This is a genomic window from Paenibacillus sp. LjRoot153 (assembly GCF_964253085.1).
In the GTDB taxonomy this organism is placed as follows: domain Bacteria; phylum Bacillota; class Bacilli; order Paenibacillales; family NBRC-103111; genus Paenibacillus_E.
The window spans coordinates 1,602,358-1,619,906 of sequence record NZ_CAXUQH020000001.1 but is presented as its reverse complement, the minus strand read 5'-3'; the positions used below and the strand labels follow the sequence as shown (position 1 = coordinate 1,619,906).

11 protein-coding genes and 1 pseudogene are annotated in these 17,549 nt (G+C 45.3%); 2 read left to right on the top strand and 10 right to left on the bottom strand.

What is annotated here, in order from left to right:
* Positions 1 to 10 precede the first annotated feature (10 nt).
* The 3 genes from ACSQ8P_RS07055 to ACSQ8P_RS07045 form a co-directional block, all read right to left on the bottom strand.
* Complete coding sequence (locus tag ACSQ8P_RS07055) at positions 11 to 1,609, bottom strand: extracellular solute-binding protein (protein ID WP_436234554.1); 1,599 nt, start codon at positions 1,607 to 1,609, stop codon at positions 11 to 13.
* Between the two features lie 108 nt (positions 1,610 to 1,717).
* A complete protein-coding gene (locus ACSQ8P_RS07050) occupies positions 1,718 to 2,596 on the bottom strand; it encodes a carbohydrate ABC transporter permease (RefSeq protein WP_436234553.1) in 879 nt (292 codons plus the stop codon).
* A gap of 27 nt (positions 2,597 to 2,623) precedes the next feature.
* Positions 2,624 to 3,538 (bottom strand): ABC transporter permease, encoded by a 915-nt coding sequence (locus ACSQ8P_RS07045; protein WP_436239472.1) that lies wholly within the window; start codon positions 3,536 to 3,538, stop codon positions 2,624 to 2,626.
* Between the two features lie 625 nt (positions 3,539 to 4,163).
* Here ACSQ8P_RS07045 and ACSQ8P_RS07040 point away from each other — a divergent pair.
* A complete protein-coding gene (locus ACSQ8P_RS07040) occupies positions 4,164 to 5,138 on the top strand; it encodes an aldo/keto reductase family protein (protein ID WP_436234552.1) in 975 nt (324 codons plus the stop codon).
* 157 nt (positions 5,139 to 5,295) lie between these two features.
* Here ACSQ8P_RS07040 and ACSQ8P_RS07035 read toward each other — a convergent pair.
* The 3 genes and pseudogenes from ACSQ8P_RS07035 to ACSQ8P_RS07025 form a co-directional block, all read right to left on the bottom strand.
* A pseudogene (locus ACSQ8P_RS07035) lies at positions 5,296 to 5,523 on the bottom strand (dihydrofolate reductase); the annotation flags it as partial.
* Positions 5,516 to 5,695, bottom strand: coding sequence for a hypothetical protein (locus ACSQ8P_RS07030; RefSeq protein WP_436234551.1), 180 nt, complete (start codon positions 5,693 to 5,695; stop codon positions 5,516 to 5,518). The gene ACSQ8P_RS07030 and the pseudogene ACSQ8P_RS07035, both read right to left, overlap by 8 nt.
* Positions 5,685 to 5,993: a GNAT family N-acetyltransferase gene (locus ACSQ8P_RS07025; protein ID WP_436234550.1), complete on the bottom strand. Its 309-nt coding sequence runs from the start codon at positions 5,991 to 5,993 to the stop codon at positions 5,685 to 5,687. The genes ACSQ8P_RS07030 and ACSQ8P_RS07025 overlap by 11 nt, the downstream gene beginning before the upstream one ends.
* A 649-nt stretch (positions 5,994 to 6,642) precedes the next feature.
* Here ACSQ8P_RS07025 and ACSQ8P_RS07020 point away from each other — a divergent pair.
* Complete coding sequence (locus ACSQ8P_RS07020; protein WP_436239471.1) at positions 6,643 to 9,003, top strand: immune inhibitor A domain-containing protein; 2,361 nt, start codon at positions 6,643 to 6,645, stop codon at positions 9,001 to 9,003.
* Positions 9,004 to 9,060: 57 nt separating this feature from the next.
* Here the strand turns inward: ACSQ8P_RS07020 and ACSQ8P_RS07015 are convergent, their stop codons facing one another.
* The 4 genes from ACSQ8P_RS07015 to ACSQ8P_RS07000 form a co-directional block, all read right to left on the bottom strand.
* Complete coding sequence (locus tag ACSQ8P_RS07015) at positions 9,061 to 11,820, bottom strand: glycoside hydrolase family 15 protein (RefSeq protein WP_436234549.1); 2,760 nt, start codon at positions 11,818 to 11,820, stop codon at positions 9,061 to 9,063.
* A 23-nt stretch (positions 11,821 to 11,843) separates the two neighbouring features.
* Positions 11,844 to 14,750 (bottom strand): glycoside hydrolase family 66 protein, encoded by a 2,907-nt coding sequence (locus tag ACSQ8P_RS07010; RefSeq protein WP_436234548.1) that lies wholly within the window; start codon positions 14,748 to 14,750, stop codon positions 11,844 to 11,846.
* 255 nt (positions 14,751 to 15,005) lie between these two features.
* Positions 15,006 to 16,727, bottom strand: coding sequence for a glycoside hydrolase family 66 protein (locus ACSQ8P_RS07005; RefSeq protein ID WP_436234547.1), 1,722 nt, complete (start codon positions 16,725 to 16,727; stop codon positions 15,006 to 15,008).
* Positions 16,724 to 17,548, bottom strand: coding sequence for a carbohydrate ABC transporter permease (locus ACSQ8P_RS07000; protein WP_436234546.1), 825 nt, complete (start codon positions 17,546 to 17,548; stop codon positions 16,724 to 16,726). The genes ACSQ8P_RS07005 and ACSQ8P_RS07000 overlap by 4 nt, the downstream gene beginning before the upstream one ends.
* Between the last annotated feature and the right edge of the window lies 1 nt (position 17,549).

Below are 17,549 nucleotides of genomic sequence, written 5' to 3'. Positions count from 1 at the left end.
AAGCTATTTTTTAGTCACCCATCACGACGCCGTCTTTTTTGTTATAACGCTCGGTTGCTTCCTTAATGATTTCATTTCCACCTTTGGCTTTCCAATCTTCCAACGCTTTCGGCCAATCAGAGATCGGTTCCTTGCCGTACACCATTTTCAGCATATGATCTAGAATAACCGGTGGCATATCGGAGAACTTCAGACCCGCATCTGTGAACTTCGCTGTTGTTGTAAGCTCCGGTGCGAAGGAGATCCCGTTTCTTCCTTCTTTTGTCACGATGGTGTCAAATTGTGTGATTAGCTTTTTACCATCTTCGGTTGTGTTTAAAAGTGTTCTGTTAAGTGCTGTATCTTCCACAAGTCTCAGCATAACGGAGCGGAATTGCTCTTCAAGCGAGCCTTCTGGTGTAGTCGGTTGTTTGTAAACGACTTTATTATCTTGCATGGTGTAGGTATCGCCTTCAATACCGAAGTTAAAGAATCGATCGCCCGCTTCTGTCACCATGTAGTTCATCATTTTCACAATCGCGATCGCTTTTTCCTTGCTGACCTTGCTATTGATGTAAGACAATCCGCCTGTGTAGCTGTATTTCATCATACCACCCTTGCCATCATCACCAACTGGGGACGGAATAATGATGACTTCGGATTTGGCATTAGCAGGCTTCGTTGTACTAATCCAGTTCATCAGCAAGTTCGCGTTGTGATTCCATACCCCGGATTTACCTGCGTTAATATTGTTCGTCCATTTGTTACCATCAAGACTTGCGAAATCCTTCGCCATCAAGCCTTCATCGTACATCGTTTTGTAGACAGTCAGTGCTTTCTGCATCGCTTCCACTTTGAAAAATTTCGGTACAACCTGATCGCCGATCTTCTCGAACATCGTACTGTACGGCATAACATCATACGCTCCGAAAATCACATCGGAATAGACGAAATCTTTCCGGAATGCATACGGTTCAGCAACACCATTTTTCTTCATTGCCCGCAGAACGTTGAGGAAATCGTCTACCGTCTTCGGAACTGGCAACCCTGTTTGATCCAGCAAATCTTTCCGTATAAAAGTGGAGCGACGGCTTGCGTTGGACAAATATTCAGGAATTGCATAAATTTTGCCGTTATACTTCACTTCGTTCCACGCTTGCTCAGGAATCGCTTTCAATAAATCTTTGCCATATTCTTTGAGTAGATCATCAAGTGGCATGAACAATCCGCCCTTGATCGCTCCGCTCATATCTGGTCCTTGAGGAAACATACCTTGAATCGTGTTCATGACATCCGGCAGATCTGTGCTGGCGAACATTAAGGCTGTCTTCGGTTTGAATTCCGCATGTGGTACGAGACGAAGATCGAGCTGGGTATTCGTTAATTCACCTAGCTTTTTCACCCATTTATCATTGTTGATATCTGTGCTGCCGAGCGCATATTTATTTAAAGAGTCACTTAAGGAGATGGAGATTTTCACCGGTGCTTGCGCTTTTGCGGAACTTGCTGGGCTTGCTGAACTTGCTGAGCTCCCACTTGTTCCCGTCGTACTCGTCGAAGAATTGGAGCAACCCGCGATAACCGCCACCATTAGCGTTGAGACGAGACCCGTTTTCAACCAAGCTTTCATTGTATATCCCCCTATTCGATATGTTATTGATTCGTGATCATCTTATCGTGAAAGAAAAGCTTGGAACATTGTGTTTTTTAAGCTCAGTTGATCTTTATTATACAGATTTTACGATTTTATCGAACCGATTAACATCCCTTTGATGAAATGCTTTTGCAGGAAAGGGTACACGAGCATGATCGGAATCGTCGCTATGACGATAACAGCCATCTTCAGTCCTTCGGGCGATAAATTAGCAATATCCCCTGCCGTATTGGCTAAATCGGATGAATCGGTCACGACAAATTCACGTAATTTCACTTGAAGCGGGAATAGCGCACGTTTGTTGATAAAATAGAGCGCATTCGAATAGTTGTTCCACAACGCCACCGAATAAATGATACTCATCGTCGCCATCGCTGGCTTCGAAAGCGGCAAAATAATGCTCCAAATCGTGCGAATCTCCCCAGCACCGTCAATACGTGCGGACTCGATCAGCTCACCTGGAATGGAGAGAAAGAAAGAGCGCATCACGAACAAGTTAAACGCACTGATCGCCCCCGGCAGCATTAATGCCCACAAGCTATCCAGCAGGCCCAGATTACGAACTAGCAAGTAATTTGGGATGAGCGGAGCATGAAAAATCATGGTTATGAGCACGAGAATTAAAATATATTTGCGCTCTCGATATTCATTTCTAGACAGCGGATACGCTAAGCTTGCCGTCATGACAAGACTGATCAGCGTGCCCAAAACAGTAATAATTACGCTTACACTAAAGGCGCGCCATATGGCGATTTGCTTCAGAACCGTTACGTAGTTATCCAGCGTGAATTGAACAGGCCATAACACGACCTTCCCCGCACTGAGTGCAACAGGTCCACTGAAGGACTGAGCGATAATATTTAATATCGGCAAAACCATGATTAAGCTGATCAGAATGAGCCCGATCGGATTCAGTATGGATATCGGACTTGGTTTATTTAAAGCTGACTTGCTGTTAGACATACTAAGGTGCCTCCTTTCTTCAATAAGTTAGTATAAGCCTTCGCCGGTTGCTTTTTTGCTGAACATATTAGCGGTTACGATCAGAACGAAACCAATCACCGACTTAAATAGGCCAATGGCTGTCGTGTAGCTATATTCGCGCTGAATGAGCCCTACACGATATATGTACGTATCCAGAATATCCCCTTGCGAATTGTTCAAAGGATTCAAGAACACGAACACGCGCTCAAAGCCTAAATCCAGAAAATTACCAATTTGTAGAAGGAAGAGGATCGTAATCGTCGTTAAAATACTCGGAATCGTAATGGACCATGTTTGTTTCCAACGTGATGCTCCATCAATTTGCGCTGCTTCGTACAAGTCTGGATTAATCCCGCTCATTGCTGCCAAATAAATAATGGTACTCCAGCCCGCATCGCGCCAAACACTTGAGCTGACGATAATGGTCCGGATGAAGGAATCCTCACCCATGAAATAAATCGGTTCATGTCCGAACAGCGTCACGATATAGTTGACGACACCGCTTGTCGGATTTAAGATTTCGATCACAATGCCTCCAACCACCACCCATGACAGAAAGTGAGGTAAATATACGGCCGTCTGGACGAAACGCTTGAAAAACTGGTTGCGCAGCTCGTTCATCATTAACGCCAATAGGATCGGTATCGGGAAGGCGAAGAACAAAGTGTAGAAGCCGATGGCCATCGTATTTTTTAAAATGCGCCAGAAATCCGCGTACTCGAACATCCGCCGGAAATTGTCCAAGCCCACCCAATGGCTTTTCCATATCCCCGTGAAAATACTGTAGTCCTGAAAGGCCATAACCGACCCCGTCAGCGGGATATATTTGAAGATTAAAAAGTAAACAATGCCAGGAATCGACAGCAGGTACAGCACCTTGTAGCGATTGTAATAGGTCAATAACCCTGGTTTTCTCGCCATTTGCTCTTGAGGCTTGCTCAGCTCTTGCTTTACCTCTGAATAGCTCATGTTCTCCATCACCCTATCATCGTTGTTATGTATGAAGTGTACCGTAGGCGAGCCGAAAGATGGATACCGTGAATTAAGGGCACTTATCTTTTTTTAATATTGGTTTGAACTTTGAAGCCCTCTCGCTTCTTCTTAACAGCTTCCTCAGCCAACACTTTGCCCCCCTCTGCCCGACGAATAACAGGATTTTCTCCAGCTAATTTCGCTCATTTCGCCGAGTAATCGGGATTAACTGGATAAAGTACATCTAAATTCGGCCATTTGCGCCATATCGAGCAAAATCAGCCGAATTAACTACATGTTTTACATCTAAATGGTGAAATGGACGATTTCGGATGAATTAGCTGTATGTTTTCCAGTTATTCGTTGCTGGGAGGGGACTGGAGAGTGTTTTACTGGAGAGTTACTGGGGGCAACTGGGGAGCGTTACTCAGGCTACTGACGACTGCTCGAGCGTTACTGGAACCACCCACTACTTAACTCCACGTAACTAAGTGAACTAATAGTGCCTTCTTGTCGGCCAACCCCACCTCCCTTATACTTACACACAAAGGTAATGAGAGGATGATTGTAGCAGATGAAATATAGAAATATGGGACGCAGCGGGTTAAAAGTAAGTGAAATCGCTCTAGGAAGCTGGCTTACCTACGGAACAGCCGCCGAGCAAAAAGCCGCAGATGCTTGCATCGCGAAAGCTTTTGAAAGCGGCATTAATTTCTTCGATACCGCGAATGCTTATAATCGTGGCGAAGGCGAGAAAGCGATGGGAGCTGCGCTGAAGGGGTATGACCGCTCGAGCTACGTGCTCTCGACGAAGGTTTATTTCCCGATGGGCGATGGCCCGAACGATCGCGGACTGTCCCGCAAACACATTATGGAGCAATGTGATGCCAGCTTGAAACGACTTGGCGTCGACTACATCGACATCTATTTCTGCCATCGCTATGACATTCACACGCCGCTGGAAGAAACGCTTCGCGCGCTTGACGATTTGGTCACGCAAGGCAAAATCGTTTACCCCGCCGTCAGCGAATGGAACGGCGCTCAAATCACCGAAGCCGCTAGCATCGCTGAGTGCCTCCGTCTACGTCCGCTGATTTCGAATCAGCCGATCTATAATATGTTCGAGCGCTATATCGAGCGCGAGGTTCTTCCCGTGTCCGAGCTTAAGGGGCTCGGTCAGGTCGTCTTTTCGCCGCTTGCGCAAGGCATTCTGACGGGTAAATATAAGCTGGGACAGCCCCTTCCCGCTGATAGCCGTGCAGCGAACAATTCCGTGAATGGCGTCATCAATAGCTATCTCAATGACCAAGTTCTGCAGACAGTTCATGAGCTGGAGCAGCTTGCTCAAGGGTTGGATATCTCTCTCGCTCAGCTCGCGATCGCATGGGTGCTTCGTCAACCAGGCGTAAGCTCCGCACTGATTGGTGCGACAAAACCTGAACAAATCGAAGAGAACGTGAAAGCTGTTGATGTTACGCTCGGGGCAGAAGCATTGGACCAGATTGAGGCTATTTTGAAGAAAGTCGCGGACTTCTCTCCGGCACGATAATCGCTGGAGGATTATCCTTCGGCGGAATAAGAAGTCGCAACGAAAAAGCCTGTATGCCCCCTCTTTAACGAAGGGATATACAGGCCTTATTTAATAAACAGACGAGAAGTCGCACGTTAAACTTTCAATGCAGGATACAGAAATCGCAGCGCATGGGAACCTCATCCCACTCCGAATAGTCAACCTCTGGAAAGTAGGTATCTCCATCGAATTCATGATCGATTTTGGTCACATACAGTTTGTCCGCGTAGGGTAAAAATAGACGATAAATTTCTTCCCCGCCAAAAATGAAGATCTCTTCTTCTGCGCGGCACATCGCTAGTACTTCTGCAACCGAATGGGCGACCTCGCACCCGTGGGCGGAATAGCTCGTATCCCTAAACAGACAATTTCATCCGTATGCCCGCTATGGTTTGCCCAGTATGATTCGTTTTCTTCTCTACCAAATAGGGCTTAAACCCTAGCTTGGTATAAAATATCAATCCTCTTGTGTTCACATTATGACAAACAAGATGCAGCTCTTGTACGTTTAGTTCATCTTTCACTTTAGCAACCATCGTGCGGATTAAAAATTTCGGCTGCTCCCGTACCTCTGGCTACTGAAGCAACAATGACGTTGCCAAGCCAACAGTGCTTACCCTCCTCTAAACCATAAATATTTGCATACCCCAGTATCTGCCCCTTCTCATCCACCACGACTGTTTGCTTCAATCTACTCTTGGTTGACTCCATGAGTTGTTCAGAAGTAAGCGGGTATTGCAGCACAGGTGACATATAGTACAGCTCTTCTGCATTGCGCGGAAAAGAGCTAATTGTCTCGAAATCCTCGATTGTTGCTGATCTACATGTGAACATGGGAACCCCTCCTTTTATGGAAAAGTGGAATATTAAACGGAGCACTTTAAGGCCCGAAACGGGCCTTATTTCTCCTGCGCGCCGGCGCGGCTCTAGCTTTAACGCCCAAAAAGGGCGTTAAAGTGCCCTTTTCGCGCTGCGCGGCGGCCCCGGGAGCACTTTAAGGCCCGAAACGGGCCTTATTTCTCCAACACGCTGGCGCGGCCTAGCTTTAACGCCCAAAAAGGGCGTTAAAGTGTCCTTTACTCCCCGCGCGGCGGACGCGGGAGCACTATAAGGCCCGAAATGGGCCTTATTTCTTCAACACGCTGGCGCAGCCTAGCTTTAACGCCCAAAAAGGGCGTTAAAGTGCCCTTTTCGCGCTGCGCGGCGGCCTCAATCCTCCACTTGCGCATCGCCATACAATTTCGAGAGGAAGCCCGCGTTTCCTTTTTTTGTACTCCTCGATTCTATCAAACGACAAAATCAGAGCGTCCATGTCGAATAAGGAAATATATGGGTAGGTCCATGTGAGCAGGACCATAAGCACTTACTAGACTAGTCGAATCTAGTATTTAATTGAAATGACCATAGGTCAAATACATAGATTAGTTTCAGTTTCATACTCTATTTTGCAGGAGGTCTCCTATTGAAGAACTACACCTCGAAGATGACTAGAGTTTTACTAGCAACAAGTTTAACCGCAGGACTTTTCTCAACAGCCGCTTTCACAACAGCAACATCTGCATTCGCAGCAGAAACTGACCACGTTGAGGCACTTGAAGCACCACCGGTCGATTTCAATATCGTTGATGATGACCGACTGGCCAAAGGCTTAATGGACCGAGGTCTGTTAAGTAAAAGCGCTACGCCTGAACAAATCAGTAAAGCTGTCAAATCGTATGTTGCTGCAAAGAACAATAAACTGGCTCCAACAACCAAAATGGACAAGCAAAATAATGAGATCGACAGAAGATCGAAGGAGTTCATTGCGAAGCAAAAAGATAAGCTTTTATCACAGTTAAACAAAGGCCATCTGGATTTGAAGAATGGTCTCCCGGGTGGCATCCCTATTCCATCCGCCAAACAAGATTCCTACAATGGTCCTGTTCGTGAGGATAAAGTCCTTGTTCTTTTGACCGAATTCTCGGACTTTAAACATAACAATGTCAAACAAGAACCAGGTTTCATGTATGCAAAAGATTTTAACCGTGATCATTATCAAAAGCTCATGTTTGGCAATAAGGATTTCACCTTATTCGATGGTTCTAAGATCAAAACCTTCAAACAATACTACGAAGAGCAATCCGGTGGCAGTTATACGGTGGACGGCTATGTCTCAGATTGGTTAACCGTTCCAGGAAAAGCCGTGGAATACGGTGATGACAACCCTGCAGGAGGTCATGATAACCTCGCCCCCAAAGGGCCTCGGGATCTGGTGAAGGATGCACTGAACGCTGCAGTTGCAACCGGCCTTAATCTTGCTGATTATGATAAGTTCGATTTATATGATTTGGATGGCGATGGCGATCAGAATGAACCCGATGGTCTAGTCGATCATCTGATGATTATTCATGCGGGTACGGGCCAAGAAGCTGGCGGCGGTCAATTAGGCGATAATGCCATTTGGTCTCATCGTTGGACGCTAAGTAGTGTGTATGCGATCCCGGGAACAACTGCGGGGGTTGACTATTGGGGTGGCCGAATGGCTGCTTATGATTATACAATCCAGCCTGAGGATGGTGCTGTGGGCGTATTTGCTCATGAGTACGGTCATGACTTAGGACTACCGGATGAATATGATACCCAGTATTCCGGGCAAGGTGAGCCGATTGCCTCTTGGTCCATCATGAGCGGTGGTAGTTGGAACGGCAACATTGCGGGCACAACGCCTAGCTCTTTTTCACCTCAAAATAAAGAGTTTTTCCAGAAAACCATGGGTGGCAACTGGGCCAATGTGACTGAAATTGACTCCTCCGACATTACGAAATTAGGTAAGTCCGCCATCATTGATCAGAGTGTAACGAAGTCCAACAATCCAGGTATCGTCAAAGTGACTTTACCGGATAAAGCAGTGGCAGGCATCCAACCAGCGTTCGGGACTAAATATTATTACAGCACGAAGGGCGATAACCTTCATACAACGCTCTCCACGCCTGAGTTTGATTTATCCCAAGCACAGACGGCTACATTTGATTTTAAAACGCTCTATGAGGTCGAGTTTGAGTATGATTACTTAACGGTTACAGCCTCGACTTACAACGAGCAAGTAATCCTCGATATCATTGGTGACAATGACACGAATGGCGACGCGCGTGCAGAAACCACGAACGGAGCTTGGGTAGACAAGTCCTATGATTTAAGCCATTTTGCTGGTAAAAAAGTAACCCTCCACTTCGACTACGTCACGGATGGCGGGCTAGCATTGAATGGTTTTGCTATGGATAATGCGAAGTTAACCGTCAATGGTCAAGTCGTATTCTCCGACGATGCCGAAGGTGCATCCCAATTTACTTTAGACGGCTTCGTTGTCTCGAACGGAATTGAATTTAAGAAGCACTATTACTATCTGGAGTGGAGAAACTACGCGGGATCTGATAAAGCACTAGCTTTTAGCCGTGGTGTCAAGTACAATACCGGCCTTGTTGTTTGGTATGCAGATGATAGTTATTTGGACAATTGGACCGGTATTCACCCTGGAGAAGGCTTCCTTGGCGTGGTAGATTCTCATGCTGATGCGATGATTTTCAAGAAGGATGGACAGGATTCTGTCGCGCAAACGACGCGTTATCAAGTAGCAGACGCTGCTTTCTCGTTAGACAAAACACCAGCCTGGTACATCAACAACCCAACGAGAGGCGAATATACGTATAAATCCCTGCAAGGGGTTGAGGAATTCTCCGATGCCAACAGCTACATGAATACATTGATTCCAGATGCCGGACGCTTAGTCCCGAACTTTGGATTAAAGTTCCGAGTTGTGGGTGAGGCGAAGGATAATTCTGCTGGATTAATTTGGATCCATAAGTAAAGATAATAGGAACAAGAACCCCCTAGCCTAAGCTAGGGGGTTCTTGTTATTCATATTTTACTCGACGTTGCCGTAGTACCAAGCTTCACCTGTCGTCATAATCCGATAATTCAGAGCAATTCTGTCGTCCTCCGTCCAAGCTAGCGTGCTTGGATTTTGACGTATTAGGACAATGTTTAAATTAGAAAAGTCCCCTATAGCCACCGCAGAGCTGGCCAACTGGCTAAGTGGAATGACCATCTCCATCTCGCCTGTAGTTGTGTCCCACTGAGGAATGGTAACTCCTGTAATATGGTTGGTAAATGTCCAGTTTCCGCTTTGAACATTAAATTTAGAAAGATTCGTTCCATCACTCCAACGACCAACTAAATATTGGAAAGGTCGATCCAAGGTTCCTCCATACATGCCTGTTGATTTGCTCGAGGCTGCACTGTGCTTAAAGTCCTCAGCGTATACCATCATTCCAAATCGCGGAGTGGTATTGAAGCCTGATAAGGTACCGCTATTATTTTTGATACGGACGTATAGATTATTAGCATCGTTACTAACATAAACCTTCTTAATGTCGGTATCTGCTGAACTTGAGGAACTGTCTGAAACCTTATCGATATAGTAAGGAACATTACTCCATTGAGACAGATCGTTCGCTACAGTAGTCGTAACTGTGATAGCTTTGTAAGCTCCGCTATTTGATTGCGGAGGTGTAATCCGAATATCCGCTTTTCCCTCATACTGCAGGGCCGCAAGGACAAACCAAGCCGCCGTTACTGGCTCAACGGATGTACTCGGCAGCGGCTTGAGTGTAATCCGTGAAACAGCTTCTCCCGCTGACATATAGCCGACCGCCGTTCGGGATACGACCCATTGTAAATAATTAAGAGCGTTCGCTGTTTCTCCACGATCCAGATGATAAAGCGCCATATAGAGACTCATCTGCGGCCATGATGGCTCATCGCTTTGCGCTTCATTACCTGCAGGACTGAACGATGCGGTGTAGTAGAAGGTATCCCCATCATAACGGGCTATGCCATAGTTATCATGCTGCAGATTCGTTTTTATTTTGTTAATATGGCTGCTTGCCCGTGAAGAATTGGCGTCAACTACCCCATAAGCCATCAGCGCCGCTGATGATGCATCTACCAACGTATTGGCGCCTCCGGAGGTTGTTACGGCCCGATTGTAATAGTTATTCACGACATTCCACAAACCTTTGGGATTCCACGTATCTTCTCTTTGAATACTGGAACGAATTTTACTGGCTGCTCCATTATAATCGTCGGCTAAGCTGTTCAAGCTCTTCGCCCTCGCCATGTACTGTGCCGCATCCAAACCAGCTACATAGACCGCTTGTGTGAAGGCGTTGTACTCCACATTCTCCTCCCAAATACTATTATCCGGCACGCCGAATTGATACGGGTCAGACCCTAAATTCGACCAAATGAAATCAGCGGATTTTTTATATTTGGTCCAAATGTTGTTGAGGAAGGTCGTATTTCCCGTCTTTACGTAATGCAGGTAAGCGCCTATTAAGAAAATGCCGATGGAATCATGCTCAGGCTCGACAAAAGAAACATAATTATTAGTCCATAAATCGAACGTGGTCTTAAAGCTGCCGTCAGATAGCTGGCGATCCTGCAGCCAATACCAATATTTCTCCGCTTCATCGGTAAAGCCTGCTTGATCGAGCGCCATCGCGGTCACAGCTGAATCCCTTGCCCAAACCTTATACCCATAAGCGATCGGATTCGTTGCTGCCGGCATGGCTCCTGAAGTTGGTTGAATCGAATTTTTGATTGTAATTAAACCGCGCTTATACGTATCGTTGATACCGGTATCCGTGAAGTTGACGGTTTGCTTACCGGTTCCTGTTAACCAATTTGTGTAAGCCGTTCCGGTTTGGGTAAACCAATAGGAGGCTGTTTGTGCTCGCGCAGTATCAATTGAGCTTTGTGCATTCGCAAGTGAATTGCGCACTGTTGCTACAAAAGAACGCGTGACTGAGCTGTTTGCCGGAATCGTAAATCGATCCTGAAACGCTACACTGATGTCTACAGCTGTCTTGCTGGCATTGTTCTTAACGGTTCCGTTGTTGTCGAAGGTGTACCATGCCGCAACATCGGAGGCAGCTAGCGAGGACTGCGTATCGTCAGCTACCTGATAACCATCCATTGTTTGATAAGCGCCAAGGGCGACATAATACTGTCCCGAATTGCTCATGTTGACGAATAAGGTATTCCTCGCTGCATCGTAGGAGCCCGTATTTGTTTGATTCGTGCCTCCCTTGGTTTTATTGTTGACATGAATTTGTTCCAGCATGTTGTAATCAATGGCAGAGCCTGTTGGATTCGTAAACGTAAAGGTCGCAACCGTGAAATTATCATTTGGCACCATAGCAAAATCCTTCGTTACCGTAATCGGCATGTTCGTCCCGCTATAATCCAAATATTTGGTACGTAAAATCCCGTTGTTATCGTAATAAGCTTCAGAATTGAAATTATGCGGCTGATCATATTTGGTCGAGCTGGTTTCATTTCGGAAAAAGCTTGAGTAATCAACGATTTGATTCGTCGTATAATCATCGCTGATCCGCATCTCGCCAATCCTTGGTCCGAACGTGCCCGTGTCATTCTGAGACAACTTGCTAGCCATCCAAATATTCATGGCATTCGTCCAGTTGGACATATATAGGCTCGTAATGGACTGTGAAGTGGGAGAGGTCAGGGCAAAGGCTGGCACTGAAATAAGCAATAAACTTAGTATTAACACGAACGCAAGAAATAGTGCCAGCTTAGATTTATAAGTGCGCATAAGGACCATGGTTAAACCTCCTATTACTATTTTCAATTGATGGTTATATTGTAGTTCGTACCTTCCCAGCGGTCCGTGCTGTACTCAGCCACGCCATTGGCATTATCATCCCAAAGGAAAGTCGCGTTTACCGTAGTGCCTGTCGTAAAGGGTCCAACTGAAATCTCATAGTCCAAATTGCCGTTGGTAGAACCATTAGATACAAATGCGGTATCTACGACATTTGTCCAGTTGTTTACACCCCAATGAACCCAACCCGGTGCACCTACCCGGTACGTGATCCTATACCCTGCTGGAACAGTGGTAATCTGGCGATCAAATTGCCAAATATACGTTTTATCCAAATCCAGATGATCCAGATTTATCGCTCCGGCATTCGTACTGTTGTACCATAACACGATGCTATGATGACCTGGCTTCAAATGTGCTGTCATTTCCCCATATCCCCAAGTTCCCCATCCTCCGGTTGACTTTAGTTGAACGGTTCCAGCAAATTTGCCATCGACATAGACGTCCCTGCTTGCGTTAGTACCACCGTTGGCGTAGCGGAATCTGAGTACATAATCATCATCTGTTGCTGAATTGACGATAAAAGATATGCCATCGCCGGAATTCGCAAATTGATCTACAAAGCCAGTTCCCGTGTAGCCTGTATAGTTGGTATTCGTTGCAACGTTGGATTTAATCGCTGTCTCGGCTTCATAGATATCATTGGTTGGCACACTAAATGTTCTTTTCATATAAATCATATCCCAATACTTCAGGGAAGGAACGGTGAAAGAAACATATTTACCATTGGTATCAGAGCTGCTGGTGAAGGTTAGTTCTTGGGTTGTTCCATTCGAAATATCTGGAGATGCTAGGTAAACATTAGAAATCGTTTCGTCATTGCCAATATAAACCTTTGTGGCTAAATTTGACATGTTTGTTGGAGCGTTAGCCGCATTTCTCCACTTCGTATCATTATTAGTTAAGTTAATTAGATGCACAATGTCATAGTTAGTGCTGCGCTTATTTAATTGCCATATCGTACCTGAAGCTGCGTCCCCACTTACGGTTTGACCCGTAATGCTAGCGAACTGAGTGCCCGAATCGTTATTGACTACGTCAGTATCAAACAATAAGTTTTCATAGCCTGTGATAAAATTATAGTGATCCTTCATGCCTTCCCGCAGTGTACTTCTCATTTGCTTGCTGAAGTTGGGAAAGTAAGGATGTCCTAGCATCTGATCGGCCTCACCCATCTCAATGTGGAAAGCCCCACTGGCTGCAATCGCTGCATTCGTCAAACGAACGGAATTTTCCTCGAATGTACCGAGCGTCAAGCTATCCAGGTTAATGAAGCCAGTACTTGCCGTATCTTTTTTCAGTCGAATTGTATGGGAGCCGGCACTCAGCTGGACTACACTGTAGGCATCAAATGCCCATGTGTTCCAATCCGCTTGATCCAGGAATTCAATCTCCTTGTTGAGCACACCATCCACATATACGTTTCTCGTGGATTTGGAACCCGTATCATTAGCATAGCGGAACACTAAAGCATATTTGCCTGTTTCCGGAGCAGAAATTGCGAAATCCACATAGTCACCATTATCTCCAAAGCCATCCACAAATCCAGTTCCAGTATACCCAGTATGATTGGTGTTAGCTGCCACACCATTCAACGTAGCAGATTCAGCTTCATACTTTGTACCGAGATTCTCCTCATAGTTCATGTAAGCCGCGAGGACAAATGCTTTGCCGCCATTATTTTGACGAGCATAATTGACATAATCCTTCAGTTCGATGTAATCATCCGAGCCTTCCCAGATTTCACTGTAATCAAAATCAGTTTGGGCATTCTTGGTGACATCGGGAGCTGCCCAGCCATCAACAGCACCATTCACTACATTGAAGGTTACTACTTTATTGGACAACGAATTTGCATTCAGATTGGTTCTTAAATTGTTGACGAATCCAGCGAACGTGTTATCCAGATCAATGGTTGACCCATTATACGCGTAGGGGTCACTTCTTTGACCCATTTGATCCAGATGAATGCCGTCAAATCCTGCTGTGTTCAAAATATCTCTATACTGTCCGTAAATATGGTTCTGCCAGCTCGTGCTTGCCGGATTGAACAACCATAAGTTGGTGTTGGGATTGTTATCTACGAAATCAAAAACCAACTGATTGGCATGGGCAGCATCATAGAACATTCCCCATTGATTGCTAACGCCAGAGATGGTGGAATAATCTTGAAGCGCCGCATAAGTCATCGTATAAGGCATAGCTGCGGCATTATAATTATGCATGGAGGAGATCAGATTCTGAACCGTTGGCCATGCAATGGTCAACTTCCCGCTCCAATCCGTCCAGGAACTGTCAATAACGCCTGATGTACGTTTGATCATATTCTCATGCCGCCACATCCAGTCGTACAATTGGAACGATACGGTATGATAATCCTGCATCGTCTTCTTTACACGAGCATCGGTTGTACTGCTTGATTCACCAACCGGAAATTCACTCATGAATCCATAACGCGGATACTTTATCCAGTCATTGGACACATCAATGGCTGTAGCACCTGTCCCAGCCGACCCACCAGCAGTAATTTTTACGAAGTAGCCAATATGATTTGTTGATGGCGGGGTCCATGTGAAGTTCACCGTTGTAGAACTTCCATTCGCGAGAGATACTGGAGTCGATGTCGTATACTTTTGGGTTTCACCTTGGTAAATCGTTATCGTAACATTGTTACTATAGGAAGTGCCTGTATCATTCGTAAGTTCTGCCGAGACTGTAACCGTATTTCCCGTGTTGTACCGTGCTTTGTCCGTATATACTCGCTTTACGATTCCGCTGGTTGCGGCATTAGCTACAACGACGAAGAGCATCCCAATTGCAAGGACGATCACAGCTAACACGACTGCTTTTCTATAGATCGTTGACAACATTCATGAATTCCTCCTTTAAGATTTGCACAATTGTTGACTCCAATGGCTGTTATTTTCAAGATCTGTATTCCTGCTCACCTCCTTTTCAAGACAGAAAAACCCCTAATCGATACACTGAGAAAAATGGACATTTTTCCGTTCGATTAAGGGTTGCTAGTCTTTCATAAATTGAAGTGGTAGCTTTGTTACAGCTTTATTGTAAACCCATCTGATTGCACTTGAAACACCTTAATATTGCTATTAAGGTACGTATTTTTATTGTACAAGCTCAATAACCACTAAAGTCCATATATCAAGGTGAGGGATTGTCAAGACGAGTGTTTTGCCGCGATCTCTATCCTCTATCTCGTATTGTGCTTGCTGCGGCCTCCCCATCTCGTCATCCGGAGTCGAAATAAAGACCGATTTCACATTCGATTCAAGCAAAATAGTTAATGAAAAATCATTCTGCGGAGTTGGTTTTTCCTTCCCTGTATTCCAGTAATCGTCTGATACACCACAAAGGTTAATCAGGTTCACCACTTTCAGTCCCGGCTTTTCTTTGATTAGTGTCCAAACCTTGTTCGCTTCACCGTAAGTACTGTATGAAACCTTTTCGAAAACATATTCAAGATTATCGCCATCCACATGTGTCATCGAAACGTCCCTTAACTCTGGGTCAAACAGGACAGTAGCATACCTGATGATGAAATCGTAATACAATCGAATGTCTCGGAAGAAGGAATCAGACAACTTAGAATGATCCACATAATAGCCTTGGGTTAGCACACCTTTATTCTCACCCAACAGCAAATGGTAACCGCCACTGGCCGAGATCACTGCCGTTAGAATCAGTGCAGCATGGTTTGCTCTGTCCATGGATGCATCACCTGTCTCCATGAAGGGCTTTAAATAAGCTGCTAATATCACCGGCTTCCCCTCACCGTATTGCTGCGCCCAGCGTAAGATTTGAACGATATGATGATACCGCTCATAAGGTTTCCAAACTTCAATATAAATAACATCCTGTTCAGCGCGCGCAACCGTGTCAACCGGCCAATTCCCCACATTATTAAAAATCAAGCATAAGTCATCTATACTTCGCTGCAGCGTCATCCGAGTGTTATTGATCAGTACCGGAAAGTGCTCATCCAGCCTCACAATCTTATCCTCATTAGCTAGCTTGGATATGGCTATTTTCGGTGAACCATACGTATCCATGTGAATACCATCAAATTGCAACTCCTCAATCGTCCGCTTATACTGCTCAATGATATGGTAATGCCAAGGTGACTCTTCAGCTATGTTCATCAAGTAAAAAATGTGAATAAAATCGAGAACCTTTCCATTGCTGCCATAAAGTGCCCAATCGGGGTGCTGTTCATAAAACTCTCGACTTGCCGCATATACAGCGCCATAAGCAATCGCCTTCATGCCGAAGCTGTGACACAGGTCAATCTTCTCTTGAATCACCTTTCGGCTGGACACCTTGCCCATTAAATCGGAGTAGACTTCTACCTTGGCTACCAGATCATCATGACGATACATCCAATCGTAGAATTGTACGAGATTGATGTGAAGCTTGGTCATTTGCTTGATATCTTCACTGTCGCCAGCTTCATTCGGGTGAAAGTCGCTTAGAAATCCATATCTTGGCGATTGTCTCCAGTTCGTAACCACATCGAATGAGGTAGAACTTACCTGGAGCCATTCCTCCTTCAAATACAAATGAACATCAACTCCATAGCCTTTAAACGTTACATCCTTAGGGCTAATCATCAACTGGATGGTTTGCTGTCCAGGACCTGATCTTCCAATCTTGTGACGATAGACTTCAATCTCCAGGTTCAAATCGTAAATTTTCGCTTCCAATTCAACTTGCCCGTCATCCAATGCAAATGGAAGATCTAACTCAACGGCAATGGAGATCGGTTGATTTCGCAGGAACTGTGCTTTTACCGGATAAACATCATGGATATATGGCTTCACTCTTCTCATCCCTTCAATGCACCTGCCGTGATGCCTTTAATAAAATATTTTTGGAAAATAAGAAACGCGAGTACAGCTGGAGCGAGCCCAATCACTGCGGCGGCGGCCATTAAATTCCACTGTGCGCCATATTTTTGAAAAAAAATGGAGATGGCGAGGGGGACGGTATGCATCGTCTGACTTTGCAGGAAAAAGACCGCCTGACCGTAATTGTTCCATATCCCAAGTCCCGATAAAATCACAACAGCAGCGGTTACCGGCTTAACAAAATGAAAAGTTATTCGCCAAAATGCAGTAAAATAGGTGCACCCATCCATAATCGCAGACTCCTCAACCTCTCTGGGAAGCTGCTTAATAAAGCTGGCATAGAGAAAGACTGATAACGGCAAAGCAGTAGCTGCGGTAAGAAGAATCATCGCCCAATGCGTATTAATACCGCCAATCGATTTCATCAAGGTGTATAGGGGAACCGTAATAATAATGGCGGGAATCATCATACAAAGTAAGAGCAGTTGAAAGACAATCCGATTAAATCGACTGTTAAAACGAGCAATGGAATAGCCTGCTGCACTTGCGAACAGTACGATAATAGCCACAGATCCTACGGTAATGATCAGCGAATTTACAATGGCATTGCCAATTTTGGATATTTTCCAAGCGTTCACGTAGTTAGCCCAATGAAAATCCGGCAGCAGGATGTTGCCATCGAAGAAGGAGCTGGACGGCGTGTTCAGCGATAAATACAGCAGTGCATAGAATGGAATGAGCGATAAGAGGACCATGAGCGTTACGACGATATATTTCCCTAGCCTAAGTGTTGAGTTTCGCATC